General features: G+C 69.8%; 17 protein-coding genes. 9 read left to right on the top strand and 8 right to left on the bottom strand.

Translation table 11 applies throughout. The features are described from left to right. Nucleotides 1–72: 72 nt before the first annotated feature. Nucleotides 73–1,146, top strand: a complete 1,074-nt coding sequence (locus OG746_RS45165) for a glycoside hydrolase family 130 protein (protein WP_266725426.1) — start codon at nt 73–75, stop codon at nt 1,144–1,146. Nucleotides 1,147–1,597: 451 nt separating this feature from the next. On the opposite strand, the gene OG746_RS45160 is transcribed toward OG746_RS45165, so the two are convergent. The 4 genes from OG746_RS45160 to OG746_RS45145 all read right to left on the bottom strand — a co-directional run bounded on the left by OG746_RS45160 (nt 1,598) and on the right by OG746_RS45145 (nt 7,249). Next, entirely contained in the window at nt 1,598–3,271 is a 1,674-nt protein-coding gene (locus OG746_RS45160; protein WP_266725424.1) for an APC family permease, read from the bottom strand. Nucleotides 3,272–3,436: 165 nt separating this feature from the next. Continuing rightward, a complete protein-coding gene (locus OG746_RS45155) occupies nt 3,437–4,819 on the bottom strand; it encodes a cation:dicarboxylate symporter family transporter (protein ID WP_266725422.1) in 1,383 nt (460 codons plus the stop codon). Between the two features lie 153 nt (nt 4,820–4,972). Then, nucleotides 4,973–5,851: a TetR/AcrR family transcriptional regulator gene (locus OG746_RS45150; protein WP_266725420.1), complete on the bottom strand. Its 879-nt coding sequence runs from the start codon at nt 5,849–5,851 to the stop codon at nt 4,973–4,975. A 6-nt stretch (nt 5,852–5,857) separates the two neighbouring features. Further along, nucleotides 5,858–7,249: a flavin monoamine oxidase family protein gene (locus OG746_RS45145; protein ID WP_266725418.1), complete on the bottom strand. Its 1,392-nt coding sequence runs from the start codon at nt 7,247–7,249 to the stop codon at nt 5,858–5,860. A gap of 145 nt (nt 7,250–7,394) precedes the next feature. On the opposite strand from OG746_RS45145, the gene OG746_RS45140 reads away from it, so the two are divergent. Next, nucleotides 7,395–8,975 (top strand): APC family permease, encoded by a 1,581-nt coding sequence (locus OG746_RS45140; RefSeq protein ID WP_266725417.1) that lies wholly within the window; start codon nt 7,395–7,397, stop codon nt 8,973–8,975. A gap of 51 nt (nt 8,976–9,026) precedes the next feature. Here OG746_RS45140 and OG746_RS45135 read toward each other — a convergent pair whose 3' ends face one another. The 3 genes from OG746_RS45135 to OG746_RS45125 are packed head-to-tail and all read right to left on the bottom strand — an operon-like array spanning nt 9,027 to nt 13,215. After that, nucleotides 9,027–10,511 carry a purine-cytosine permease family protein gene (locus OG746_RS45135; RefSeq protein WP_266725415.1) on the bottom strand — a complete coding sequence of 495 codons (1,485 nt, stop codon included), beginning with the start codon at nt 10,509–10,511 and terminating at the stop codon, nt 9,027–9,029. Continuing rightward, nucleotides 10,498–11,772 (bottom strand): aminotransferase family protein, encoded by a 1,275-nt coding sequence (locus OG746_RS45130; protein WP_266725414.1) that lies wholly within the window; start codon nt 11,770–11,772, stop codon nt 10,498–10,500. The genes OG746_RS45135 and OG746_RS45130 overlap by 14 nt, the downstream gene beginning before the upstream one ends. Before the next feature lie 30 nt (nt 11,773–11,802). After that, entirely contained in the window at nt 11,803–13,215 is a 1,413-nt protein-coding gene (locus OG746_RS45125) for an amino acid permease (RefSeq protein WP_266725413.1), read from the bottom strand. A 319-nt stretch (nt 13,216–13,534) separates the two neighbouring features. Between OG746_RS45125 and OG746_RS45120 the strand changes: the two genes are divergently transcribed. Beyond that, nucleotides 13,535–14,212, top strand: a complete 678-nt coding sequence (locus tag OG746_RS45120; RefSeq protein WP_266725411.1) for a GntR family transcriptional regulator — start codon at nt 13,535–13,537, stop codon at nt 14,210–14,212. Nucleotides 14,213–14,325: 113 nt separating this feature from the next. Here the strand turns inward: OG746_RS45120 and OG746_RS45115 are convergent, their stop codons facing one another. Continuing rightward, the gene (locus OG746_RS45115; RefSeq protein WP_266725410.1) at nt 14,326–15,369 is read right to left on the bottom strand and encodes a LacI family DNA-binding transcriptional regulator; all 1,044 of its coding nucleotides are present in this window, start codon (nt 15,367–15,369) and stop codon (nt 14,326–14,328) included. Nucleotides 15,370–15,580: 211 nt separating this feature from the next. Here OG746_RS45115 and OG746_RS45110 point away from each other — a divergent pair, with 211 nt between their 5' ends. The 6 genes from OG746_RS45110 (at nt 15,581) to OG746_RS45085 (ending at nt 24,510) form a co-directional block, all read left to right on the top strand. Continuing rightward, a complete protein-coding gene (locus tag OG746_RS45110) occupies nt 15,581–16,918 on the top strand; it encodes an ABC transporter substrate-binding protein (protein WP_266725408.1) in 1,338 nt (445 codons plus the stop codon). Then, a complete protein-coding gene (locus OG746_RS45105; protein WP_266725406.1) occupies nt 16,915–17,883 on the top strand; it encodes a carbohydrate ABC transporter permease in 969 nt (322 codons plus the stop codon). The genes OG746_RS45110 and OG746_RS45105 overlap by 4 nt, the downstream gene beginning before the upstream one ends. After that, on the top strand, nt 17,880–18,716 hold the full coding sequence (locus tag OG746_RS45100; protein WP_266725404.1) for a carbohydrate ABC transporter permease: 837 nt from the start codon (nt 17,880–17,882) through the stop codon (nt 18,714–18,716). The genes OG746_RS45105 and OG746_RS45100 overlap by 4 nt, the downstream gene beginning before the upstream one ends. Nucleotides 18,717–18,725: 9 nt before the next feature. Further along, nucleotides 18,726–19,349, top strand: coding sequence for a hypothetical protein (locus tag OG746_RS45095; protein WP_266725402.1), 624 nt, complete (start codon nt 18,726–18,728; stop codon nt 19,347–19,349). A 48-nt stretch (nt 19,350–19,397) separates the two neighbouring features. Then, nucleotides 19,398–21,194: a sugar-binding domain-containing protein gene (locus OG746_RS45090; protein WP_266725401.1), complete on the top strand. Its 1,797-nt coding sequence runs from the start codon at nt 19,398–19,400 to the stop codon at nt 21,192–21,194. Between the two features lie 190 nt (nt 21,195–21,384). Further along, on the top strand, nt 21,385–24,510 hold the full coding sequence (locus OG746_RS45085; protein ID WP_266725400.1) for a discoidin domain-containing protein: 3,126 nt from the start codon (nt 21,385–21,387) through the stop codon (nt 24,508–24,510). Nucleotides 24,511–24,591: the final 81 nt, after the last annotated feature.

The following is a 24,591-nucleotide window of genomic DNA, read 5'->3' as shown; positions in this document are numbered from 1 at the left end:
GACGGGGCCCCGCGTGCGTGTGCGCGGGGCCCCGTCCTTTCGAGAACTCGACGACCAGGAGGTTCACCCGACATGGAGCACAACGACCGGCAGGCGCACGGGCGCCGCGGCATGCTCAAGGCCTCGGCGACCGTGGTCGGCGCGGCGCTCACGGGGTCGCTCGCCGGCGCGGGTAGCGCCGCGGCCGCGGACACGCCCGAACGGTTCCCGCGCGGCCCGGCGACGTTCCCCATGGGGCCGTTCACCAAGAGCGACGCGAATCCGATTCTGCGTCCCGAGCCGGCACACGAGTGGGAGTCGGCGTATCTGTACAACCCCTGCGCCCTCGTGGTCGGCGGCAGGATCGCGTTGCTGTACCGGGCGCAGAACAAGGCGAAGAGGTCCAGCATCGGGCTCGCCTGGAGCGATGACGGCATCACGTTCCGGCGCAGGGCGGAGCCGGTGCTCACGCCGAGCGAGCCGTACGAGCTGCCCGGTGGGTGCGAGGATCCGCGGGTGGTGCACATCGGTGACACCTTCTACATGACGTACACCGGCTACGACGGGACGAGCGCGCTGCTGTGCCTGGCGACGTCGAAGGACCTGGTGCACTGGGAGAAGCACGGGCCGCTCTTCCCCGAGCTGCACGACCCGATCCATGGTGACAAGCCCTGGAACAAGTCGGGTGCCATCCTCAGTACGCCCATCGACGGCACGTACTGGATGTACTTCGGTGAGTCCAACGTCTTCTGGGCCCGGTCGAAGGATCTGATCCACTGGGAGACCGTCGGGAACGACGATCCGGTGGCCAAGCCCGTGCACGCCTGGGAGGGGTCCCTGATCGAGCCCGGTCCGCCGCCGCTGCGTACGGACGACGGACACATCCTGCTCGTCTACAACGCCCGCTCGGACGGCAAGGGCGGGTACACCAAGGGCCAGTACTCCACGGGTCAGCTCCTCATCGACCCGGCCGACCCGACCAAGGCGGTGGCCCGCCTGGAGCGGCCGTTCCTCGTGCCGACGTCGGCGGACGAGCAGGACGGCCAGGTCAACCACGTGGTGTTCACCGAGGGGTTGGTGCGGTTCCGCGATGCCTGGTTCCTCTATTACGGCATGGCGGATTCGGTGCTCGGTGTCGCGATGTGGCGGCCCGGGCACGCGGCCTGAGCGTGCCGGGCACTTCAGGCGGCCTCACGGTCGGACCTTCTCGTGGTGTCCGTATCTCGGCTGCTTTGCTCGTCACCGTGGACGAGGCGCAGATGACTCAGTCGATGGTGTCCGGATCCCGGGCGGGTCACTCCGCCCATTCGGTCCTCTATGCGGTCCATGCCGAGCAAGAGCAGTGCCATGGCCGGCAGGAGCAAAAGAGCCACGATCAGCATCGGTGGCTTCCTTTCCTCGACTTCTCCCTTTTCGCCTGCCCCGTACCTGAAGCCCTATGGTCGTGATGATGTGATGATTCCGTAACGCTAGGGATTGCCACTGATATCGCGATCTGGGCGATTTTCCGGGGAGGGGCGAATCCGAGGAGCCGTTCCGCACCACATGTGGAGGCCCGCCCGGACTGTCGGGCGGGCCTCCACATGTGGTGCGTGGGCCTGGGATCGGCCAGGCACGGTCAGTGCGTCGCGCCCAGTTCCGCGTCCTCCATACGGGACTCCTCGCGCGCCTCCTCGATGTTCTCCAGCACGCGCTCGCGCGGGAGTTGTACGCGCAGGGCCAGCAGGTAGACGAGCGCGGTGAGTGCGAGGTTGGCGACGAAGCCCCAGCCGAGGCCGATCCAGCCGAGGCCGCCGTCGTAGTCGCCGAGCCAGCTGATCACGGCGAGGCCGATGAGCCACGGCAGCACCCAGCTCGCGCCCGCCTTCCAGTCCATCTTCGGAGCGTGTCCCTTGTCGAGCACCTGGAGGACGGCCAGGACGACGAAGCCGATGCAAATGGTGAGGAACAGCTTGTAGTTGGTGTTCCAGCCCGCCCAATACACGATCAGGTTGGCCGAGTAGAGGCCGAGGAACGGGATGATGTCGCCGCCTGGAATCCGGTACGGCCGCTCGCGCTCGGGGATCTGACGGCGCATCACGGCCAGGACGAGCGGGCCGGACCCGAAGGACAGGACGGTGGCCGAGGTGATGAAGCCGACCAGTTCCTGCCAGCTCGGGAAGGGCAGGAAGACGATCAGCCCGAGGACGAAGGTCACGGCCAGGCTGACCAACGGCGCCCCCTTCGGCGTCGTCTTGGCCAGCCCTGCGGGCGCGTTGCGGTTGCGGGCCATGGCGTAGGAGATACGGGCCGTGACGGTGGTGTAGATGAGGCCGGTGTCGGCCGGTGAGATCACCGCGTCCACGTAGAGGATGTAGGCCAGCCAGCCCAGGCCGATGGCGCTGGAGATGGCGGCGAGCGGTCCGAAGTCGTTGGCGAAGGCCAGGTTGAGCCAGCCGTGCGAGTGCTGCAGGTCGCTCTTGGGGACCGCGCCGAGGAAGGCGATTTCGAGGAGTACGTAGATCAGGCCGGTGAGCAGTACGGAGCCGATGACGGCGAACGGGACGTTGCGCCGCGGATTGTCGGTCTCGCCCGCGAGTTCCACGCCTTGCCGAAAGCCCAGAAAGGAGAAGGTGATGCCCGCGGTGGAGATGGCCGTGAAGATGCCCTTGGCGCCGCCGGGGGCGAAGCCACCGTACTCGGCGGCTCCGAGGTTGTGCGCGTGGAATGCGGTCACGAAGAACGCCACGATCACCAGGGCGATGGCGAGCAGTTTCCACCAGACGAGGACATTGTTGACGCGGGCGAACCAGCGGATGCCGTAGTAGTTCAGCAGCACGAAGAACGCCATGGCGACGACCGCGACGGCATAGCCGAGTGTGGTCAGGGTGTAGGCGCCGTTCGCCTTGTGGAAATCGGTGAAGTGCGCCCACTTCGTGGCGTATTGGAGGGCGCCCTCGACCTCGATGGGTGCCACCGTCGCGGCGGCGATCCAGGTGATCCAGCCCATGGTGTAGCTGGCGAAGGAGCCGAAGGAGAGGTGTGGAAAGCGCACCACTCCCCCGGACACCGGGAACATGGTTCCGAGTTCGGCGAAGCACAGCCCGATGAGGAGAATCATCACGGCGGCTATCGCCCACGAGAATATGGAAGCGGGCCCGGCGATCTTCGCCGCGTTCAACGCGCCGAAGAGCCAGCCGGACCCGATGATGGATCCCACGCCCGCGAAAAGCAGGCTGATGCGACCCATGTCTCTGCGTAGCGCTGTTTGTTGCTCCGAGGTCTTGCCCGAAGACTCAGTCAGCGTGGCCATCACCACATCCGTCCCTGATCTGCGGCCCACTCTTTCGAGGTCGCTCGCTTGATCTGCTACTGGGCGGCCGTCTGCCCTGCCGGTCGAGATCCATGCGGCATGAATCTAGTTTTGCCAAATGTTGGGCGTGGCAAGGGAGTTGGTTGATGTGGTGATGGCCGGGCGTCAGCTGTCCTTGGCGGGCGCCGCCTCGCCTGCGGGCGTCACGTCCTCGGCAGGTGTCACGCCCTCGGTCGTGGCCGCAGGCGCCGCACCCGGTTCCTCGCCGTTCATCACCCGCTTCGCGGTGACCCGGTCCAGGGCTCCCTCCCAGCGCGACACCGCGAACACCGCGACACAGTTGCCGAGGAGGTTGGTGGCGACGCGCATCGAGTCCATGATCCGGTCGACGCCGAGCAGCAGCGCCACCGCGGCGGCCGGGATGACACCAAGGGCGGAGGCGGTCGCGGACAGCGCGAGGAACGCCGAACCGGGCACGCCCGCCATGCCCTTGCTGGTCAGCATGAGCACGAGGACGACCGTGACCTGCTGTCCGAGACTGAGGTCGACGCCGACGGCCTGGGCGATGAAGAGGGTGCCGATGGACAGGTAGATGGAGGCGCCGTCGAGGTTGAAGGAGTACCCGGTGGGCAGGACGAGCCCGACCGCGTCGTCCCGGCAGCCCGCCGCGCGCAGCTTCTGCATCATCCGCGGCATCACGGTCTCGCTGGAGCCGGTACCGAGGGCGAGCAGCAGTTCCTCGCGGGTGTAGCGGACGAACTTCCACAGGCTGAGACCGGTGACCGCCTTGAGGGCGAGGCCGAGCAGCACCAGGAAGAGCAGGGCGACGCCGTAGCAGACGGCGATCAGCTTTCCGTACGTCGACATCGCACCCACGCCGTATTCGCCGACGAGGTGTGCGGTGGCTCCGAAGACCGCGAGCGGGGCGAGCTTCATGATGTAGCCGACGATGGTGAACACGACATCCTGGGCCTGCTCGATGAAGGGCAGGATCTGCGGGACCTTGCGCTGGCCGAGGTGGAGCAGCGCGGCGCCCACGAGGCAGGCCAGGACGAGCACTTGGAGCAGGGAGTTCTCGGCGAATGCGCCGACGGCGCTGTCCGGCAGGGACTCCAGGACGAACTGGGCGGTGGACGGGAGATGCCCGCCGCCGGTCTGCTCGTCGACCGCGCCCTTGTCCAGGGTTGCCGGGTCGACGTTCATGCCGGCGCCGGGCGCCAGGATGTTGCCGGCGAGCAGCCCGATGACGAGGGCGACGGTGGTGGCGACCTCGAACCAGATCAGCGCCTTCACGCCGATCCGGCCGAAGGCCTTCAGGTCACCGGCCTTGGTGATGCCCGCGACGACGACGCAGAACACCAGGGGCGCGATCATCGCCTTGATGAGCCGGACGAAGCCGTCCCCGAGGGGCTGCAGGGCCGATCCGGCGTCCGGCCACAGGCGTCCGACGAGGACGCCGAGCAGCAGGGCGAGCAGTACTTGAGCGAAGAGACTGGTGCGCAGGAGACGGCCTGCGCGGCGTGCGATGTTTCCATTGGCGTGCGCCATGGGGCACTCCTACATGGGTGGATATTCTGCATCACGGAAGATCAATTCCGCGGTGCATCACTATCGTTGAGACCCATCCGGCGCGGAAGCCCCCACATCAACTCCGCATAAGATCTTGGAGATTACTCCAGAACCCACGTGCGAACGGCGCGCTCAACTGCCCTTTCGCAGGCTGATGTACGGCTCGAACGCGTCCAGGAGCAGTTCCCGCATGCGCGCCGCGTCCATGTCGCCCGTTCCTGCCAGGACTTGGATGGCCAGGCCGTCGACGAGTCCCGTGAAGCGGGCGGCCAGGGCCTCCGCGTCGACGCCTTCGGCCATGCCCTCGCGCCGGCAGGTGCGCACCAGGTCCAGGACGACGCCGTGCCAGCCGGCGTAGACACCGCGCTGGCCGTCCCGCAGGCTCGGATCGAGGATCGCCTCGTTCCACGACTGCACCCACACCGACCACTCGTCGGCGTCCTCCTCCGTGGTCGTCAACTGCACCTCGATCAGGCGGCGCAGCTTCTCGACGGTGCTGTCGGCGGTCGCGAACTCGGCTTCCAGACGGGTGTGGAAGCGGTCCGCGTAGAAGAGGAGCGCGGCGCGCAGCGCGGCGTCCTTCGTCGGGAAGTGGTAGTGCACGGTGCCGGTGCTGGTGCCGCAGGCCTCGGCGATGTCCGCGACGCGCACCTTGTGGAAGCCGCGACGGGCGATGAGCCGGGCCGTGGCCTCCAGGATCTGTGTGCGCCGGAGTTCGGCGTCGACGGCGTCGGCGCGCCTGCGGGTGCTCTGCGTACCGTTCGTGCCCTGCCGCGGGACGGGTGGCCGGCCGACGCCGGTCCGCAGATAGCGCTGCGACACCTTGCCGACCTGGGCGATGGCGGCGACCTCGACGTCCCGCAGACGGCGGTTGCCGCGCAGCGCCTTGGAGAGGGCGGTGGGGTCCATGCCGACGCGGTCGGCGAACTCCCGCTGACTCATGGGTGCGGAGAGGACCACCTGGCGGGCCCGCTCGACGAGCGTCTCCTCGCCCTCGGTGTCGGGGCCCATGCTGATTCAGCCTTCCGCCTGCGCCGGGAGTGACGTGATGACTTCGTCGGCCGCCCGGATCCCGGAGGAGAGTGCGCCGTCGATGTAGCCGTTCCACACACTAGCCGTCTCCGTGCCGGCCCAGTGCAGCGTCCCGGTGGGTGTCCGCCAGCCGTGACGTGCGTAGCCGGTCCAGCCGCCGGGGGTCACGTAGGCCTCGTACCCGCCGCGTGCGTGCGGGTCCTTCGACCAGTTCTTCTCGGTGTAGTCGAGGGGGTGGGCGGCCGCGTCCCCGACGACGCTGGTGAGGCTCGCGAGGGCGGCCTCGCGTCGGGCAGCGTCGTCGAGGCGGCTCCACTCGGAGAGCCGGTCGCCGTAGACGAAACCGACGAGCACACCCTGCGCCGCGTCCGCGGGCGAGTTGTCGAAGACGACGCCGAGCGGACCGTCGTCGTACAGCGTGGCGATGCCGGAGAGGCCCGCCTCGCGCCAGAACGGGGTGTCGTACACCGCGTGGACCTTGGCGACGCGCCCCATCGGGCTGTGCGAGAGCCAGCCCTCCCTGCTGACCGGCAGCGCCGGGGCGAATTCAACGGCGCGGACCGCGGGCGGCGGGAGTGCGACGACCGCCCTGTGGGCCTCGTACACGGTGTCGGCGGTGTGGACGCGTACGCCGTCGGTGTCGTGCTCGATGCGGCGGACCGCGACGCCGAGGCGGATCCGGTCGCCGAGCAGTTCGGCGACGGCTCGGGCAGGTCCGGCGGCGCCGGTGACGAAGCGGCTGTCCTGGGCGCAGCCGCCGGTCTCCATGAGCTGCTCCCAGCCGCCGGCCGCGGCGACGTAGAAGAGCACGTGGAACAGCGAGATCTCGTACGGCTCCGCGCACCACACACCCTGGACGGCGAGCGCGAGTCGGCGCAGCGCGTCCGGGTCGTCGGTGTGCGCGCGGAAGTAGGACTGCGCGGTCTGCGCATCGTGTTCGGCGAAGCCGGGGGTGCGCCACGGTTCGGTGGTGTCCACGGTCCGGGCGAGTGTGTCGAGGGCTTCGGTGATGTGGGTGTACGCGGCGATTCCGGGCCCGTCGGCGGGCGCCGCACCGAGGTAGGGGACGGTGGCTCCGTCGTGCCACACCTCGATGTGCTTTCCGGTCTCCCAGGTCGGGAAGGTGGCGCAGCCGAAGCGGGTGGCGAGGGCGTGCAGCCGGGTCTGGGTGGGGCCGATCCACTGGCCTCCGTGGTCGAGGCGCAGGCCGCTCCGGGACTCGGTGTGTACGCGGCCGCCGACCCGGTCCGCCGCCTCGAGGAGCGCGAAGTCGACGCCGTGGTCGTGCAGTTGGAGCGCCGCGGCGAGACCCGCGTAGCCGCCGCCGACGATGACGACCTCGGTCTCGACCAGGTTCTTTTCGCTCTGTTCCCACATGACAGAAGAGCATGTCGCAACACTGATCATTCAGTCAATGTTGCGACCGGGGCGCCCGACACCCTTGACATGCCGCGCGTCGCGCGCATGATTGATCTTCGCGTCAACGTTGCGATTCACCTATCCCCGACAGGAAAGTTCGACCGTGCCGGTCATCCCACGCACCACCACCGACGAGCCTTCTGGTGACCCGCCTCAGCAGGGTCTGCGCGCCAATGCGCTCGGCATGACGACGAGCCTGATCCTGTCGGTGGCGTCGGCCGCTCCCGCGTACAGCCTCGCGGCGACGCTCGCGTTCATCGTGGCGTTCGTCGGTTTCCAGGCACCGTCGATCGTCGTGCTGGCCTTTGTGCCGATCCTGTTCGTGTCCTTCGGGTACGCGGCGTTGAACCGTCAGGAGCCGGACTGCGGCACGATCTTCACCTGGGCGAGCCGGGTGCTCGGGCCGCGGGTGGGCTTCATGGGCGGTTGGGCCATCATCACCTCGTTCGTGCTGGTCCTCGCGAGCCTGGCGCAGGTCGCGGGCCAGTACGTCTTCATCCTCTTCGGCGCCGAGGGGGTCGGCGCGGACCCGTCGAGCCCGTGGGTGCTGCTGGTGGGGCTCGGCTGGATCGCCCTGATGAGCGCCGTCTGCTATCGGGGCATCGAGGTGGCGGCTGCCGTTCAACGCGCGCTGCTGTTCCTGGAGTTCGGGATGCTGGCCGTGCTCTCCGTGGTCGCGCTCGTGCGTGTCTACTCCGGCAGCGCCGGCCCCGGCGCACACCATCCGCAGCTGTCGTGGCTGAACCCCTTCGAGATCCCCTCGCCGAGCGCCTTCGTCAGCGGGCTCGTACTGATGCTGTTCATCTACTGGGGGTGGGAGACGGCGCTCACCGTCAACGAGGAGACGACCGACCGGCACCGCACGCCGGGCCGGGCCGCCGCCTGGTCCACGCTGACGCTCCTCGGGCTCTATCTGGTGGCCACCATCGCGACCTTGGCGTTCGCCGGTATCGGCACGACGGGGGTCGGCCTCGGCAACCCCGACAACTTCGGTGATGTGTTCTCCGCCATCGGCCGCGCCGTCTTCGGTGACAGCGGCCTCGGGTCCTTCCTGTGGCATCTGCTCGTCCTTATGGTGCTGTCGTCCGCGGCGGCCTCCACCGAGACGACCGTCCTGACATTGGGGCGCACGATGCTGGCGATGGGGCGGCGCGGCGCCGGCCCGCGGATCCTCGCAAAGGTGCATCCCCGGTACGCGATCCCGCAGTTCGGCACCATCGCCACCGGGATCGCGGGCGCGATCTGCTACATCGTCATGAACTTCCTGAGCGACGGGCAGGTGATCGGCGACGCGGTCTCCTCCTGCGGCTTGATGATCGCGTTCTACTACGGACTCACCGGGCTGACCTCGGCCTGGGCGTACCGGGACCAGTGGCGCCGCAGCGCCGGGGATCTGTGGCTGCGGGTCGTACTGCCCGCGATCGGTGGCCTGATACTGGTCGCCGCCGGCCTGTGGAGCCTGCGCAACGACTGGGACCCGGCGAACAGTTACACCTCCTGGACGCTGCCCTTCGCACCGCACTGGCACATCGGCGGCGTCTTCCTCATCGGCGTCGGCACGCTCCTCCTGGGCTGGCTGCTGATGCTCGGCTACGCACGTGTGGCCCCGGAGTTCTTCGACCGCACGGCCCGCCGGGAGGAGCCGGTGCCCGCCTCTCCCCCGCACGAATCCGTCCCGCAGTGACCGTCACCATCCGTTGATCGCCGAGAGCGGGGCCGCGCAGGTGACTCCGCGCTAGGCGGGCACCTCCGTCGCGCCCCGGGACGCCTGACTCGGCATCGCATCCTCCGGGTAGATCATCCGGTCCGGGATCCGGTGCCGTTCGCGGCGGGCCAGGAACCAGTACAGGACTCCCGGCAGCGTGAGACCCACGATCCACGAGATGTCCGCGCCGCCCAGCGGCGCGACGAACGGGCCGGTGAACAGGTCCGTTGCCATGAACGGGAGTTGGACCACCAGACCCACTCCGTACGACACCAGGGCCGGTGCCCGCCAGGATCCGTAGCGCCCGTCGGGGTCGTTGAGGGCCGGGATGTCGTAGCGCTCCTTCGCGACCAGGTAGTAGTCGGCCAGGTTCACCGCGCTCCATGGAGTGAAGAAGGCCAGCACGATGAGCAGGAACGTCGAGAACGTGTTGAGGAAGTCGCCCCGCCCCGCGAGGGCGAGGGCGGCGCCCGCCACGATGATCGCGGCGATGTAGCCGACCCGCCCGCGCGGCGAGAGCCGGTGGGGCATCGCGCCCCGCCGCCGCATCCCGGTCACACTCGTCACGGTCGACATGAACGCGCCGTAGGTGTTGAGGACCGTGACGGTCAGCTTGCCGAGGGCGATGACGAAGTAGAGCACCGCCGCCATCAGGCCCGCCCCGCCGAGTGACACCACGTACGTCACCTCGTGGCCGACGAACGCCTCCCCCGCGGCGGCCGCGGCGAGCGCCCCGAAGGCCATCGACCACTGGGCTCCGAGCGCGGTCCCGGCCAGCGTCCAGCCGAACGTCGCGCGGGCCGAGGTCGAACGAGGCAGATAGCGCGAGTAGTCGGCGACGTACGGGCCGAACGACAGCTGCCAGGACGCCGAGAGCGAGACGGCGAGCAGGAACGCCGGCAGGGCGAAGCTGTGGTCGGCGAGGACCGTACCCATGTCGTCGTGCTGCAGGAGGCGTACGCCGAGGTAGACGAATGCCACGCCGCACACCACTCCGGCGAGGCGGCCCAGGAAGTGGATGAGGCGGTAGCCGACGGCGGCCGCCACCGCGGTGACTGCCGTAAAGATGAGGATGCCCGCGACGGGTCCCAGGTGGGTCAGTTCGCCGACCGCCTCGCCCGCGAGGACGGTGCCGCTCGCGGTGCAGCCGATGAACATGAACACCGCGAGGACGAGCGGCACCACCGCGCCGCGGACCCCGAACTGGGCCCGCGAGGAGATCATTTGTGGGAGGCCGAGCCGGGGGCCCTGCGCCGAGTGCAGGGCCATCACCGAGCCGCCGAGCAGGTTCCCGGCGAGGAGCCCGATGACCGCCCAGAAGGCGGTCGCGCCGAGCACCACCGCGAGGGCGCCCGTGACCACGGCCGTGATCTGTAGGTTCGCGCCCACCCACAGCGTGAACTGGCTGAACGCGGTGCCGTGCCGTTCCTCGTCCGGCACGACGTCGATCGACCGCGACTCGACCAGGCCGCCGGACTGCCCCTGCGTCATCGGCATCGCGTCACCGGCCTTCATGTGCCGCGAGCACCGTGCCGATGGCGGTCACGAGCCCGCGCAGTTCCTCGTCGGTGGTGATGAACGGCGGGCTGATCTGCACGGTGTTGCCGCGCAGCGGACGGGTGACGAAGCCGTGCTCGACGAGCTCGTCGGTGACCGCCTCCGCGCTGATGTCGTCGACGAGGGCGACACCGCCGAGCAGTCCCGCGACACGTGTCTCGACGACGGACTCCCGCGTGCCCAGGACCCGCAGTTCGTCGGCGAGCACCTGCTCGAGCTCGGCCACCCTGGGCACCAGCTTCTCCTCGTCGAGGATGTCGAGATTGCGCAGTGCGACGGCGCAGGCGGTCGCGTGCCCGGAGTAGGTGGCACCGTGCCGGAACATGGGTGTGTCGTCGGCGTCCCGGTAGAACGGCTGCCAGATGTGCGGGGCGACGAAGACGCCGCCGAGCGGGGCGTAGCCGGAGGTGACGCCCTTGGCGAAGGTGATCAGGTCGGGTGTGAGGCCGTAGCGTTCGGTGGCGAACATGTGGCCCGTGCGCCCGAATCCGGTGATGACCTCGTCGATGATCAGCAGGATGTCGTTCTCCCGGCAGATGCGCTGCAGGCCTTCGAGGTAGCCGGGCGCGGGCGGGATCACACCGCCGGTGCCCTGGACGGGTTCGGCGACGATCGCCGCGATGTGCTCGGGGCCGATCTCCCGCACGGTGTGCTCGACCGCGTCGATGTCGTACGTGGACACGCGCGCGGTCTCCGGGACCAGGGACTCGGTGCCGTATCCGGTCCGGTTGAACTCGAGGCCCGCGATGCTCGTGCCGTAGGCGTGCAGCCCGTGGTAGGCGAACTCGCGGCTGAGGATCATGGTCTTGTCCTCGCGGCCCTCGCGCTGCCAGTGCCTGCGGGCGAGCTTGCAGGCGACGTCGATGGCGTCGCTGCCGCCGCTGTTGAGGATGACCTTGGGGTCGTCGATGGGTGACAGGGCGGCGAGGCGTTCGCCGAGGGCGACGGCGCGGTCGTTCAGGTAGCGGCCGAACACGTGGTACGTCTCCAGGCGCCGCATCTGGTCGTGGGCGGCGTCGGCGAGTTCGGGGCGTGCGTGACCGACGTTGGCGTGCCACAGGCCGGCGGTGCCGTCGAAGAGGCGGCGGCCGTCCGTGCTGAACAGGTAGCTGCCTTCGGCGCGTTCGATGGTCAATTGGCGTCCGAGGACGGACGGGAGGTGGGCCTGCGCGCTCCACAGGGCGGGGCCGGGCAGGACGGGCGGGTTCTCCTGGGCCATGAGGTCTCCATGAGGTGTGGGGGTGGGCGGTCAGTGTGTGGTGCTGCGCCGCCTGGACCGTACGAGCACGTAGGTGGCGAGAATGGCGGCCAGGCTCAGGACGCTCAGATACAGCTGCGAGCGGGCGTCGGGGACCAGGAGCATGGAGCTCAGGACGACGATGATGGCCGCGAGGGTGGCCCAACTCAGGTACGGATAGCCCCACATGCGCAGCTTGAGCCGCTCCGGGGACTCGCGTTCCAGCTGCCGCCGCATGCGCAGCTGCGAGCCGGCGATGATCGCGTAGACGAACAGGCCGACGGCGCCAGCCGAGTTGATGATGAAGTTGAAGATGGTGTCAGGGGCGACATAGCTCATGGCGACGGCCACGTACCCGACGGACGTGCAGGCCAGGATCGCCTTCCACGGGGTGCCCTTGCGGCTTCGGTGGGCGACCCAGCGGGGCGCCCACTTGTTGCGCTGGAGGGCGAAGAGCATGCGGGAGGCCGTGTAGATACCGGAGTTGAGCACGGAGAGGACGGAGGTGAGCACCACGACATTGATGATCGTCGTCGCCGCGGGCACACCCATCTTGCCGAAGGCGGCCGCGTACGGGCTGGTCTCGGTCGGGATCCGGTCCCACGGAGTCATCATCACCAACAGGGTGACCGAGCCGACGTAGAAGATGATGACCCGCCACACCGTGGAGGAGGTCGCCTTGACGACGGACTTCACAGGGTTGTCGGATTCGGCGGCGGCGATGGTGACGATCTCGGTGCCGACGTAGGAGAAGATCACGAGGACGACGCCGTGCAGGATGGCCGAGACACCGTTGGGCGCGAATCCGTCGAGGGCGACGTTGCCCACCGACAGCTTCGCGTCCGGCCACAGCCCCAGCGCGAAGAGTGTGCCCGCGACGAGGAACACGACGATCGTGACGACCTTGATGGAGGCCAGCCAGAACTCGGTCTCCCCGAACGAGCGGGTCGACACCAGGTTCGTTGCGGTCAGCAGTGTCATCAGGACCAGGGAGAAGAGCCACTGCGGTACGCCGGGTATCCAGAGCATCAGCAGCTTGGCGCCCGCGACCGCCTCGAAAGCGACGACACCGACCCAGAAGTACCAGTACAGCCAGCCGATGGTGTATCCGGCCCAGCCACCGAGGGACGTCCTGGCGTACTCCATGAACGAGCCGAGAGTCGGCGAGGCGGTCGCCATCTCGCCCAGCATCCGCATGACGAGGATGACCAGGAGGCCGCCGAGGGCGTAGGACAGGATGCTGGCCGGGCCGACGGTGTGGATGACGGCGCCGCTGCCGACGAAGAGGCTGGCGCCGACGATGCCGCCGAGGGCGATCATGCGGACGTGCCGCTGCCTGAGGGTGCGGGGCGCGTCGGAGGGCTGCTGCTCGGGGGCCGCCCCCTCACCCGGATCGATCCTGTCGTTCTCGCGAGTTGTCCGCACTGTGGAGAGCCCTCCTGCAACATCGGTTCAGTGGGTCACGCAGGCGACGGGCCGTGAGCGGCCGAAGCAGTGCGCAACTGTAGAACAGTTCTACTGTTCGGCACCAGGGCCCTTCTGGCGGATCAGGCTGGATGCGGACGGCGTCCACGTGCGGTGCAGGCGAGCGGGGTCTGGTGCGTGCAGCTGCAAGGCGGAGGAGGGCGTCAACGCGGAGCGTTGGCAACCGACGACAACGCAGCAGATGTGCGTGCCAGGGCACGCGACTCCAGCAGGATCCGCCAGAAGGACCCTAGGGTCACAGGGTGGCTACGATGACGCCATGACGGCACTTGAAGGGCTGGTGGCCCAGCGGACCACGACCGCACAGCAGATCGCCGACGGTCTGTCGGAGCGGATCCTCGCCGGCTCCTTCCGGCCGGGCGAGCGCCTGCGCGAGAGCGCCATCGCCGCCGAACTCGGCATCGCCCGCAACACGGTGCGCGAGGCCGTCCGTCTGCTGGAGCACGGCGGTCTGATCCGCTTCCAGGCCAACCGCGGGGCCGTGGTCATCTCCCCCACACCGCGGAGCGTCGACGAGCTCTACACGGCGCGCGAGCACTTGGAGGCGGCGGCCCTCGCGGCACCCCTCGGCACGGCTCAACTCGCCGCTGTGGAGGCGGCGTACGAGAACCTCGTCACGGTCACGGGCTCACTGCGGCGTGCCGACATCGTGGCCGCGGACCTGGCCTTCCACGGGGCGATCGTGGCGACGCTCGGCAACGCACGCCTCGACGCGTTCTACGCCGGGCTCACCCGTGAACTGCGCTTCTACCTCATGGCGTTGTCCGCCCACGAACGCGAGAACGAGAACCCGCGCAAGCTGCTCGGCGAGCACGAACCTCTCATGTCCGCGATCCGCGCGGGCGACGCGGAACGCGCGCAGCGGGAGGCACGGCATCACATCGCGTCGAACGCGGCGCGGGTGCAGGAGATTCTGGCGGCGTCCTTCGAGGGGTGAACGGCGGGGCGGGGCGCGGGCGTTCAGGACTCCGACGAGGGGTGAACGGACGGGCTGTGCACGAGCGTTCAAGACTCCAACGAGGGGCGAACGGCGTGGCTGAGCAGGAGCGTTCAGGGCTCCAACGGCTTCCGTTCGCCGCCGCTCGACTCCCGCACCTCCAGCCAATGCGGCGCCACATGCACCTCGAACGGCGGGGGGTCCTCCGCACGGACGCGGTCGACCAGGCACTTCACCGCCAGCGCGGCGATCGCCGACTTGTCGGGGACCACCGAGGTCAGCGACGGGGTGCCGTAGAGGGCCTCCTCCGAGCCGTCGACTCCGGCCAGGGCCACGTCGCCGGGGATGGTCAGGTCCGCTTCGTGCAGGGCGCGGCGGGCTCCGACGGCCAGGAGGTCGCTGAAGCAGAAGACCGCGTCCGGGCGCTGATCCTCGGGGAGGGCGGTGAGGGTACGCATCGCCTGGAGGCCGTTGCGGCGGTCGAAGTCCTTGATCTGGGGTGCGAGGCGGGGGTCGTAGGTCAGGCCCGCGTCGTGCAGGGCCTGCTGGAAGCCCTCCAGGCGTTGCCGGCTGGTGGCGGAGCCCGCCTTGTCGACGCCGATCGCGGCGATGCGGGTGCGGCCAAGACTCGCGAGGTGTGCGGTGGCCTCGCGGGCGGCCGCCACGTTGTCGATGAGGACGTGGTCCGCCACCACGCGGTCGCCTTGGTAGCTGCGCTCGCCGAGGAGGACGAGGGGGAACTGGTCGGTGACGGGGGCGAGTTCGTGCGGCGAGACATGCAGCGGGGAGAGGATCACACCGTCCAGGAGTGACGCGCCCACGCCCGTCGCGAGGCGCAGTTCCTCCTTGGTGTCGCCGAGGGTCTCCTCGATGAGGACGGTGAAGCCGAGAGCCGCCGCCTCCGTGCGCACATGGTGGGCGAGTTCCGCGAAGTAGGGCGTGGCCAGGTCGGGGACGGCGAGGGCGATCAGGCCGCTGCGCCCGGTCCGCAGCCTGCGGGCCGAGGGGTTCGGCCGGTACCCCAGCTCCTGCACAGCGCGCATCACGCGGGTCCGCGTGGCTTCCGAGACCCGTGGCGCGTCCCGTACAACGTTGGAAACCGTTTTGATCGACACCCCCGCCCGCTCGGCGACGTCCTTCAGCGTCACTGCTGCCACTGCCCGGCTCCCCTCATGTTGTTGCCCCTGATTATGCACGTGGCGCCCGCCATTCACAGCCCTGGTTCCGGTCCGCGTTCATTTACGTCAGAGGGTTGACCTCGACGACACCCACTGGTTACAACGTTGGAATCCGCAGCCGTCGGAGCGCGTCGCAGCCCCTGCGCGCCACCCCCGGTGCCCCACACGCCTGCCTCACGAGAGGTCTCCCATGCCCGAGCCCCGAAGCGGCCCGCGCCCCCATCTCAGCCGCCGGGCCGTCCTGACCACCGCGGCCGCCGGGGTCGGTGCCGCGCTGACCGGCACGTTGTCCGGCTGTTCCACCGCGAGCGGCGGCACGTCGAGCGGTGTCACCCTCAGGTTCTCCTGGTGGGGCAATGACGACCGTGCCGCGCGCACCGAGAAGGCGGTGCGCCTCTTCGAGAAGGAGCACCCCGGCGTCACCGTCCGCACGTCGAACGGTGAATTCGGCGCGTACCTCCAGAAGTTGGCCACGCAGGCCGCGGGCGGCGGCATCCCCGACGTGGTGCAGCTCGACTACCGACAGGTGTCCCAGTACGCCGGCGGTGACGCGCTGCTGTCCCTGGACGACGCCATCAAGCGCGGGACCATCGACACGTCCGACATGGACCACAGCTTCCTGCGCACCGGCACGTACCGGGGTGGCCAGTACGCCCTGCCGATGGGCCGTGGCATCACCGGGTTCGCCTACGACTCGAAGATCTTCGAGCGGGCCGGGATCGGCACACCTCCCACCGACTGGACCTGGCAGGAGTGGGCGGAGGCCAACAAGAAGATCACCGCCCTCGGCCTGAAGGCCCCCGACGGCCGCACGCTGCGCGGCTCCAACGACGGCGGCGGCAACGAGGACATCTTCGAGGACTGGCTACGCGGCCGCGGCGGGAAGCTCTACAAGAGCCAGACCGAACTCGCTTTCACCGAGGACGATCTCGCCGAGTTCTGGACGTTCTACGACCGCCTCCGCAAGGCGGGCGCGGTCGCCGAGCCCCGGGACTCCGTGCAGGCCAAGAACACCGAGATGACCCCGATGGGCCGCCACCTCGCCGCCTCCGACTTCACGTGGGACGCGCCCTTCCCCGGCTATGTCGACCTGCTCGGCGACCACATCCACTACGCGTCCGTGCCCACGACCGACGGCAGGCAGGGCGCGTACTTCAAGCCGAGCATGCTGGTCGGGATCGGCGCGCACTCCGCGCACCCCAAGGAGGCCGCCCAGTTGGTCGACTTCCTGCTCAACGACAGCCGGGTCGGCGACATTCTCGGGTTCTCCCGGTCCACCCCGCCCAACCGGACGATCGCCGCACGCGTCGGCAAGACCCTCAAGGGCCCCGAGCTGGAGATCTACCGCTACGCGCAGACGATGGAGAAGTACGGCCTCGACGCTCCGCCGACCGCCCCGCCGCCCGCCGACCTGGCGATCCAGCCCACGTTCAACCGCGTGTACCAGCGCGTGATGTACGGCAAGGCCACTCCCCGCCAGGCGGCGCGCGAACTCGTCGACGAGGCCAACAAGGAGCTGAGGTCATGAGCGCACTCACCACCAAGGCGCCCGCCCCCGCACACCAGGACCCCGAGCGGTCGACGTCCGGCGGCCGCGTCCGCCGGGTGCGCGAGAAGCAGTGGCCCGCCTACGTGTTCCTCTCGCCGTGGATGATCGGCGCGGTCGTGCTGACGCTCGTACCGATGGCGGTGTCGCTGTATCTGTCGTTCACGGACTACAACCTGTTCGACCCGCCGAAGTGGATCGGCCTGCGCAACTACACCGACATGCTCACGGACGACCCCCGCTACTGGCGCTCGGTGGGCACCACGATGCTGTACGTCGTCGTGGCCGTCCCGCTGAAGCTGGGTCTCGCCCTCGGTGCGGCCATGCTGCTGAAGAACCTCAGCCGGGGCCGGGCCTTCTACCGCTCCGCGTTCTACGCCCCGTCGCTGCTCGGTGCGAGCATGTCCATCGCGCTGGTGTGGCGTGTGCTGTTCAACGACGGCGGGACCATCTCCCGCGCGCTGGATTCGATCGGCATCCACACGGGCGGCTGGGTGGGCAACGCCGACCTCTCGATCTACGTGATCGTCCTGCTGACGGTGTGGCAGTTCGGCGCGCCGATGGTGATCTTCCTGGCGGGTCTGCAGCAGATCTCGCCCGATCTGTACGAGGCCGCGGCGCTCGACGGGGCGGGCCGCTGGCGGCAGTTCGTGTCGGTGACCGTGCCGATGCTGTCCCCGGTCGTCTTCTTCAACCTGGTCCTCGAAGTCATCAACTCCTTCCAGGTGTTCACCCCCGCGTTCGCCGTCAGTGGCGGCGACGGCGGGCCCGCCGATTCCACGCTGTTCTACACGCTGTACCTGTACGAGCGCGGCTTCACGGCCTCGCACATGGGCTACGCCTCGGCGATGGCCTGGCTGCTGCTGATCGCGATCGGCGTGGTCACCCTGATCCTCTTCCGGACGTCCCGGTCCTGGGTCTTCTACGCCGACGAGGAGGGCCGATGAACATCGCCGCGAAGCGGTGGGTGCCGCACACGATCGCCGCCGTGGGCCTGTTGGTGCTGCTGTACCCGCTGGCCTGGCTGCTCGCCACGTCGCTGAAGCCGGCCGACGAGGTCATCGCCAGCCTCGACCTGTGGCCCAGCCACCTGGAGTGGGGCAACTACACGACCGCGCTCGACGGGGTGTCGGGCGTGCCGGTGAGCCGGCTGCTCGGCAACACCCTGTTGATCGCCGGCGGCGCCGTTCTCGGCAATGTGCTGTCCTGCTCGCTGGCCGCGTACGCCTTCGCGCGGCTGCGGTTCCGGATGAGCAAGCCGATGTTCGGGTTCATGGTGGCGACGCTGATGCTGCCGCACCACGTCGTACTGATCCCGCAGTACATCATCTTCAACCGGCTCGGCCTCACGGACACGTTCTGGCCGTTGATCCTGCCGAAGTTCCTTGCCACCGAGGCGTTCTTCGTGTTCCTCATCGTGCAGTTCATGCGGGGGCTTCCGCGGGAGCTCGAGGAGTCGGCGCGGATCGACGGCTGCGGCCCGTTCCGCACCTACTGGGCGATCACGCTGCCGCTCAGCCGTCCGGCGCTGATCACCACGGCCATCTTCACGTTCATCTGGACGTGGAACGACTTCTTCACGCAGATGATCTATCTGTTCTCGCCGGAGAAGTCGACCATCACCCTCGCCCTGCGCAGCTTCGTCGACCAGGGCAGCACCTCCGCGTACGGGCCGATGTTCGCCATGTCGGTGATCTCCGTCCTGCCGATCGTGCTGTTCTTCTTCGTCTTCCAGCGCTATCTCGTCCAGGGCATGGCGACCTCCGGGCTGAAGGGCTGAGACACACACATGACTCACACACCTGTCGCGCCACGAGGCACGGGACGGCAACGCCGGGAGCCCGGCGAGGTGTTCGGCGGCGGCTTCTCGCTCTTCGCGGACATGCTGCTCGTCGGCCTGCTGACCAGCGTCGCCTGCCTGCCCGTCGTCACGGCGCCCGCAGCCTTCTCGGCCGCGTCGGCGACGCTGCGCGGTACGGCACGCAGCGGCGTCCAGATCAGTGTCCGCGGATACGTCGGTGAGCTGCGCGCACGCCTCGGCGCGCGCACGCTGCTGGCCGGCCTCGTCCCGCCGCTCTTCGCCCTGCTCCTGTTCCTCGACAGCCGGCTGCTCGGCGCCGACCTGCCCGGAGCGCAGGTGCTGGCACCCGCCCTGTTGCTGCTCGCCCTGGGCGCCGCGGTCGTGGGGCTGCGCGCCACGGCGCTGGAGGAACCGCATCGGCTGTCCGCCCGTGAGAGTCTCGTCCGCTCGGTCGCCGATCCGCGCGGCAGCCTGCTCCTCGCGGGCGCCGTGGTCCTGGCCGCGCTCCTCGCGTGGGCGATGCCGATGCTCGTCCCACTGCTGCCCGGCCCGCTGGCCTTCGCCGCCACGGCCGTCGACCTCCGCTCCCCCACGGTCCGCACCGCGCCCTGACACCCCGACCCGTCCCCTGAACAGCGCACCACACCACCGGAGTTCTCCTTGTCTCACACCCACCACGACGTCGCAGGACACCCCCGGCCGCAGCTCGTCCGGGCCCCGGACTGGCACGACCTGAGCGGTCCGTGGCGGTTCGCCCGTGACGACGCCGACCGCGGCCGCGCGGAGCGCTGGATGGACCCGGAGGTCACCGCGCCGTTCACCGGCGTCGTGACCGTGCCCTACCCGCCCGAGTCCGAGGCGTCCGGGGCGCGGGACGCCGGCTTCCACCCCGTGCTCTGGTACCGGCGCACGATCGACGTGACACGGCCCGCCCCGGGCCGCCGCCTGCTTCTGCACTTCGGTGCGGTCGACCACCGTGCGGAGGTCTGGGTGGACGGCCGCCTGGTCGGCCGGCACGAGGGCGGACACACCGGCTTCTCCTGCGATGTCACGGACGTGCTCGACGGGGACGGCGAGCACGTCCTCGTGGTGCGCGCGGAGGACCAGCCGCTCGACGTGACGCAGCCGCGCGGCAAGCAGGACTGGCACCACGACCCGCACGTCATCTGGTACCACCGCACCTCGGGGATCTGGCAGCCGGTGTGGCTGGAGGAGGTGCCCGAACTTCACGTGACGACGCTGCACTGGACTCCCGATGTCGCGAACGCCCGCGTCCGCTGCCGGGTGCGCCTGAGCGGGTGGCCGGCGTCGCCCGTGCATGTGTCGGTGCGGCTCGCGCTGGGCGGGCGCGTCCTCGCCGACCAGCGGACCCTCGCCGAAGGACAGGAGACGACGTTCGACATCGCGGTGCCCGCGCTGCGCAACGGCCAGGACCTGGACGGTGTGCTGTGGAGCCCGGAGCACCCGCACCTCGTGGACGCGACGGTCGACATCGACGATGCGGCGGACGGCGCGGCCGTCGATCATGTCTCGTCGTACCTCGGGCTGCGTGACATCGGCTGGGACGACGGACTCTTCCTGCTCAACCACAAGCCGTACTTCCTGCGGCTCGCGTTGCAGCAGGGCTACTGGTCGGGCTCGCACCTCGCGGCGTCGGCGGAGGAGCTGCGGCGGGAGGCCGAACTGGCCAAGGAGATCGGCCTCAACGGGCTGCGCATCCACCAGAAGATCGAGGATCCGCGCTTCCTGTACTGGGCGGACCGGCTCGGCCTCGTGCTGTGGGGCGAGATGCCGTCGGCGTACGCGTTCTCCACGACCACCGTCGAGCGGGTGGTCGCCGAGTGGACCGAGGCGGTCTCGCGCGACCTGAGTCACCCCTCGATCGTCGCCTGGATTCCCCTCAACGAATCCTGGTCCGCACCCAATCCGGCGCTCGTCCCCGAGCAGCGCCACTTCATGGACGCCCTGTACCACCTGACGAAGGCCCTCGACCCCTCGCGGCCCGCCGTCTCCAACGACGGCTGGGAGATCTCGGCCGGTGACATGTGGGGCGTGCACGACTACACGCAGAGCGCCGATGTGCTGCGCGAACGCTACGGCCATGCGTCCCTGCGCCAGGGTGAGTTGACCGAGCAGTGGCCCGGCGTCCGGCGCCTCACGCTGGACGGGGTGCGCCACCAGGGGCAGCCGGTCGTGCTCAGCGAGTTCGGCGGCGCCACCTTCGAACCGGCCGAGGGCGCCGAGTGGTTCGGCTACGACACCGTCGCCACCGACAAGGACTTCGCCGAGCGGCTGTCCTCGCTGGTGGGGGCCGCCGTGAACTCGGGGCTCGCCGGCTTCTGCTACACCCAGTTCACCGACACCGAGCAGGAGGTCAACGGCCTGCTGACGGCGGACCGCGAACCGAAGCTCCCCGTGCCCGAACTCCGCGCGATCCTCACCCGGACCCGCGACTGACCTCGGTGATGGCCTGTGCCTGCCCGCGGACGACGTCTCGTCCGCGGGCACGTACAGGATCTCGTCCGTGGGCACGTACAGGCCATCACGCCCTCCCCGTCCGACCGTTGACGCCCGCCGACAGAGATCGAATACTGAGCCCCTTCCACCTGACAACGTTGTCTCGTGATTCGCGAAAGAGGTCCTGGCCATGCCGCACCACCTCCCGCAGCTCCATCGCCGCAGGTTCCTGCAGGCCGTCGGCCTCACCGGCGCCATGGCAGCACTCCCTGCCCTCGCCGGCACGAACCCGGCGCGGGCGGCGGGCCGTTCGGCCGCTCCCCCGGACGGCATCGCGGCCACGTACCACCGGGTGCTGCTCGACCACACCCGCTGGTCCGAGACCCAGTGGGACGCGACGCTCGGCCACTACACGGCCAAGGACTTCGGATTCGCCGTCGTCCTCGGCAACGCGGTCCTGCTGACGCAGGGCACGTACGACGGTGACCGGGCCGGCATCGACCGGGACACCCTCAAGGCGCGCACGCTCGCCACCATCCGGCACTTCGCGGCGTCGAACCGGCTCACGGGCGGCACCGAATGGGGCCGCAAGCTGTTCTTCGACACCACCTTCCAGTCGTACTTCGTGCTCGCCGCGCGCCTCCTGTGGGACGAGCTCGACGACACGACGCGCGACCGGATCGACACCATCACGCGCGAACAGGCCGCGTACACCACGTCGTTGGGGACGGGTGACGACCCCGACTCGGGTGACTGGACACCGAACGGCCTCAAGGGCGGGCACGTGGGTGACACCAAGCTGGAGGAGATGGGTCTGTACGCGCAGACCCTCGCGCCTGCCCTCGCCTGGGCCCCCGACGACCCGCGCCATGGCGACTGGGAGTCCGGCTACGGCACGTGGTCGCGCAACGAGGCCGGGCTTCCGCCCGCCGACCTGGCCAATCCGGCGGTCGTCGACGGCGTGCGCGTCTCGCGCAACACCGCGAGGAACCTGTACGACACGTTCATCGTCGAGAACCACGGCTCCTTCGGCCCGCACTACCAGGAGGAGTTGTGGCGCACCTCGGGACGGAACGCCGCGCACTTCCTGGCGGCGGGCCGGCCGCTGCCCGAGGTGCTGACGAAGCAGCCGAACGCGGATCCGCTGTGGCGCACGCTCCTTGGTGTGATGAGCGACGCCGGTGAGCCGTTGATGCCGATGGTGAACGACCGCGAGCACCTGTACGGCCGGGACGTCATCCCGCTCGCGTTCTTCGCGCAGGTGGTGGGCGACCGGGCGGCGGCCCGTGCCGAACAGGCGCTGGCCGAGCGGCTCGAGGCGTACCAGAAGTATCCGCCGGAGCACCGTCTGGCCAAGTTCTCCGGGGAACCGAAGTACGAGCCGGAGGCGCGTGCCGAGCTGGCCATCAGCTATCTGCTGCATGTGTGGGCGGCGGAGGAGGGGCGCGATCCGGTCCGTCCGTACTCGGCGGAGGAGTTGTTCGCCCACGCGTCCGGGGTCACGGACTTCGGCACCGGGCCCGGTCTCGTCTCGCACCAGACACCGGCCGCCTGGGCGGGCACCGTCAGCAAGCCCGACTTCGTGAAGTTCGCCTGGCAGCCGGGGCACGACGACTGGCTGTTCAAGCTGAGCGGCGCGACGCCGATGTTCCTTCCCTCTTCCAAGGGCACGGTCACGCACCGCGCGGTGCGGCTCTACGAGTCCCTGCGCGACGGCCTCGACGGCAGCGCGAGCGTCCTCCAACTGGACGGCGGTTACGCGGGGTTCGCGACGCTCCCGACCGGCTCGGTCGTCTACGCGACGACCGGGACCGGTGCGGGCGAGGGCCACCTGGAGATCCACAACCTCACGATGCCGGGCATGGCGGGGCTCGACGGGTCGCGTACGTACCGCTTCGAGGAGGGCAGTGTCTCCGTGCGGGCGCAGGACGGCTCGGGCACGGCGGCGCGCGTCGACAAGGTCGATGTCCCGCGCACGGCCGTGCGGCACATCCGGATGCTCGGAGTGCGGCCCGATCCGACGTACGGGTACTCGCTGTTCGCCCTGGAGGTGCGCGACGGCGCCGACGGGGCGGACCTCGCGCGCGGCGCGGCGGCGACCGCGTCGTCGAGCGAAACGGGCAAGGGGCCGGGGCTCGCCGTCGACGGTGCCCCGGCGACCCGGTGGGCCGTGTCCAAGGCCGACCGTCCGCGCGCGGACAGCTGGCTCGCGGTGGACCTCGGCGCGAAGCACGACATCGACCAGGTGACACTGCGCTGGGAGGCCGCCGCGGGCCGCGCCTACCTCATCCAGGGCTCGTCCGACGGCGAGACCTGGGAGGACCTCGCCAGTTGGCCGGAGCCGGACGTGAGCAGCCGTGGCGGCTGGCTCGACGTCGACGGCAGGGCAGGACTCGTCGTCCGCGGCGGCAAGCACCCGCTCACGGTGTTCGGCGACACGATCGTGGCGTCCGACGGTCCGGCGGCGCCCGTCGTGGTCGAGGGCTTCGCCGACTCGTCGGCGAGCGCATTGCGCGCGGTCGCCCGCACGCCCGCCCCCACAACGAAGGCCGACGAGGTCCAAGTAGCTTACACAGACGGCTACTTGAGCCTGTTCAACCTGTCGGGCGAGCGGGTCGCCACCACGGCCCACGTCCCGCAGTCCGGCGACCGTCGCACCGTGTTCCAGGGCGACCAGAGCGTCACCGACGACGGTGTCACCTACCGCGCGGACCTCGACGCGGCCGAGACGGTGCTGCTCGCTCCCCGGTTCACGCTGGCTCCGTTGCCGGGCGGGCGGCTGCCTGCCGGTCTGCGCGTGCGGGTCGTCGACGGCGCCACCCTCCGGCTCTCCGGCGCGGCCTGCCGGGTCCGTGTGGAGGCACAGGGCCGCCACGCCGTGGCCACGGTGTCCCATACGCGGGAGACGACGCTGCACCTCCCCGGCGCCACCGCCTTCCCGTCGGACGACCGCGCGCTCGGCCGGACCGTCTTCCCGACCAGCCCGCTGCCCGAGGGCATGTCCGACCCGGCGACAGCGGTGGACGGCGACCCCGGCACCTCGTGGCGCCCGGGGCCCGGTGGTCGGCTGGTCGTCGACCTCGGCGAAGAGGTCGCGCTGCGCACCGTGGAGGCGCAGTGGACGGTCGGCGACGCGCCCGCCGCCGAGGTGGAACTCAGCACCGACGGGCTCGACTACCGGCTCGCGGGCCGCCTCGACGGGAAGCGGCCGGACCGGGCGCTGTCGCTCGGCTCGGCCACGGCCCGCTACGTCGCCTTCAAGGTGACCGGCGAGCGGGCCACGGACGCGCGCCTGGTTCGGCTCTCCGTGCGCTGACCTGCGTATCGCCGTCTCTGGAGGAACCCGGTCGCCGTCCGCGGCCGGGTTCCTCGGCGTGCTCAACCGGTGTGCGCAGCA

Origin of the sequence: Streptomyces sp. NBC_01016 (genome assembly GCF_026341035.1) — a bacterium.
Classification (GTDB): Bacteria; Actinomycetota; Actinomycetes; order Streptomycetales; family Streptomycetaceae; genus Streptomyces.
The sequence above is the reverse complement of the archived record's forward strand: the minus strand, read 5'-3'. Positions and strand labels throughout refer to the sequence as shown.

Excerpts from the sequence above, each read along its gene's own strand:
- OG746_RS45165 (WP_266725426.1), top strand. The coding sequence starts at position 73 with ATGGAGCACAACGACCGGCAGGCGCACGGGCGCCGCGGCATGCTCAAG.
- OG746_RS45160 (WP_266725424.1), bottom strand. The coding sequence starts at position 3,271 with ATGGCCACGCTGACTGAGTCTTCGGGCAAGACCTCGGAGCAACAAACA.
- OG746_RS45155 (WP_266725422.1), bottom strand. The coding sequence starts at position 4,819 with ATGGCGCACGCCAATGGAAACATCGCACGCCGCGCAGGCCGTCTCCTG.
- OG746_RS45150 (WP_266725420.1), bottom strand. The coding sequence starts at position 5,851 with ATGGGCCCCGACACCGAGGGCGAGGAGACGCTCGTCGAGCGGGCCCGC.
- OG746_RS45145 (WP_266725418.1), bottom strand. The coding sequence starts at position 7,249 with ATGTGGGAACAGAGCGAAAAGAACCTGGTCGAGACCGAGGTCGTCATC.
- OG746_RS45135 (WP_266725415.1), bottom strand. The coding sequence starts at position 10,511 with ATGAAGGCCGGTGACGCGATGCCGATGACGCAGGGGCAGTCCGGCGGC.
- OG746_RS45130 (WP_266725414.1), bottom strand. The coding sequence starts at position 11,772 with ATGGCCCAGGAGAACCCGCCCGTCCTGCCCGGCCCCGCCCTGTGGAGC.
- OG746_RS45120 (WP_266725411.1), top strand. The coding sequence starts at position 13,535 with ATGACGGCACTTGAAGGGCTGGTGGCCCAGCGGACCACGACCGCACAG.
- OG746_RS45110 (WP_266725408.1), top strand. The coding sequence starts at position 15,581 with ATGCCCGAGCCCCGAAGCGGCCCGCGCCCCCATCTCAGCCGCCGGGCC.
- OG746_RS45105 (WP_266725406.1), top strand. The coding sequence starts at position 16,915 with ATGAGCGCACTCACCACCAAGGCGCCCGCCCCCGCACACCAGGACCCC.
- OG746_RS45100 (WP_266725404.1), top strand. The coding sequence starts at position 17,880 with ATGAACATCGCCGCGAAGCGGTGGGTGCCGCACACGATCGCCGCCGTG.
- OG746_RS45095 (WP_266725402.1), top strand. The coding sequence starts at position 18,726 with ATGACTCACACACCTGTCGCGCCACGAGGCACGGGACGGCAACGCCGG.
- OG746_RS45085 (WP_266725400.1), top strand. The coding sequence starts at position 21,385 with ATGCCGCACCACCTCCCGCAGCTCCATCGCCGCAGGTTCCTGCAGGCC.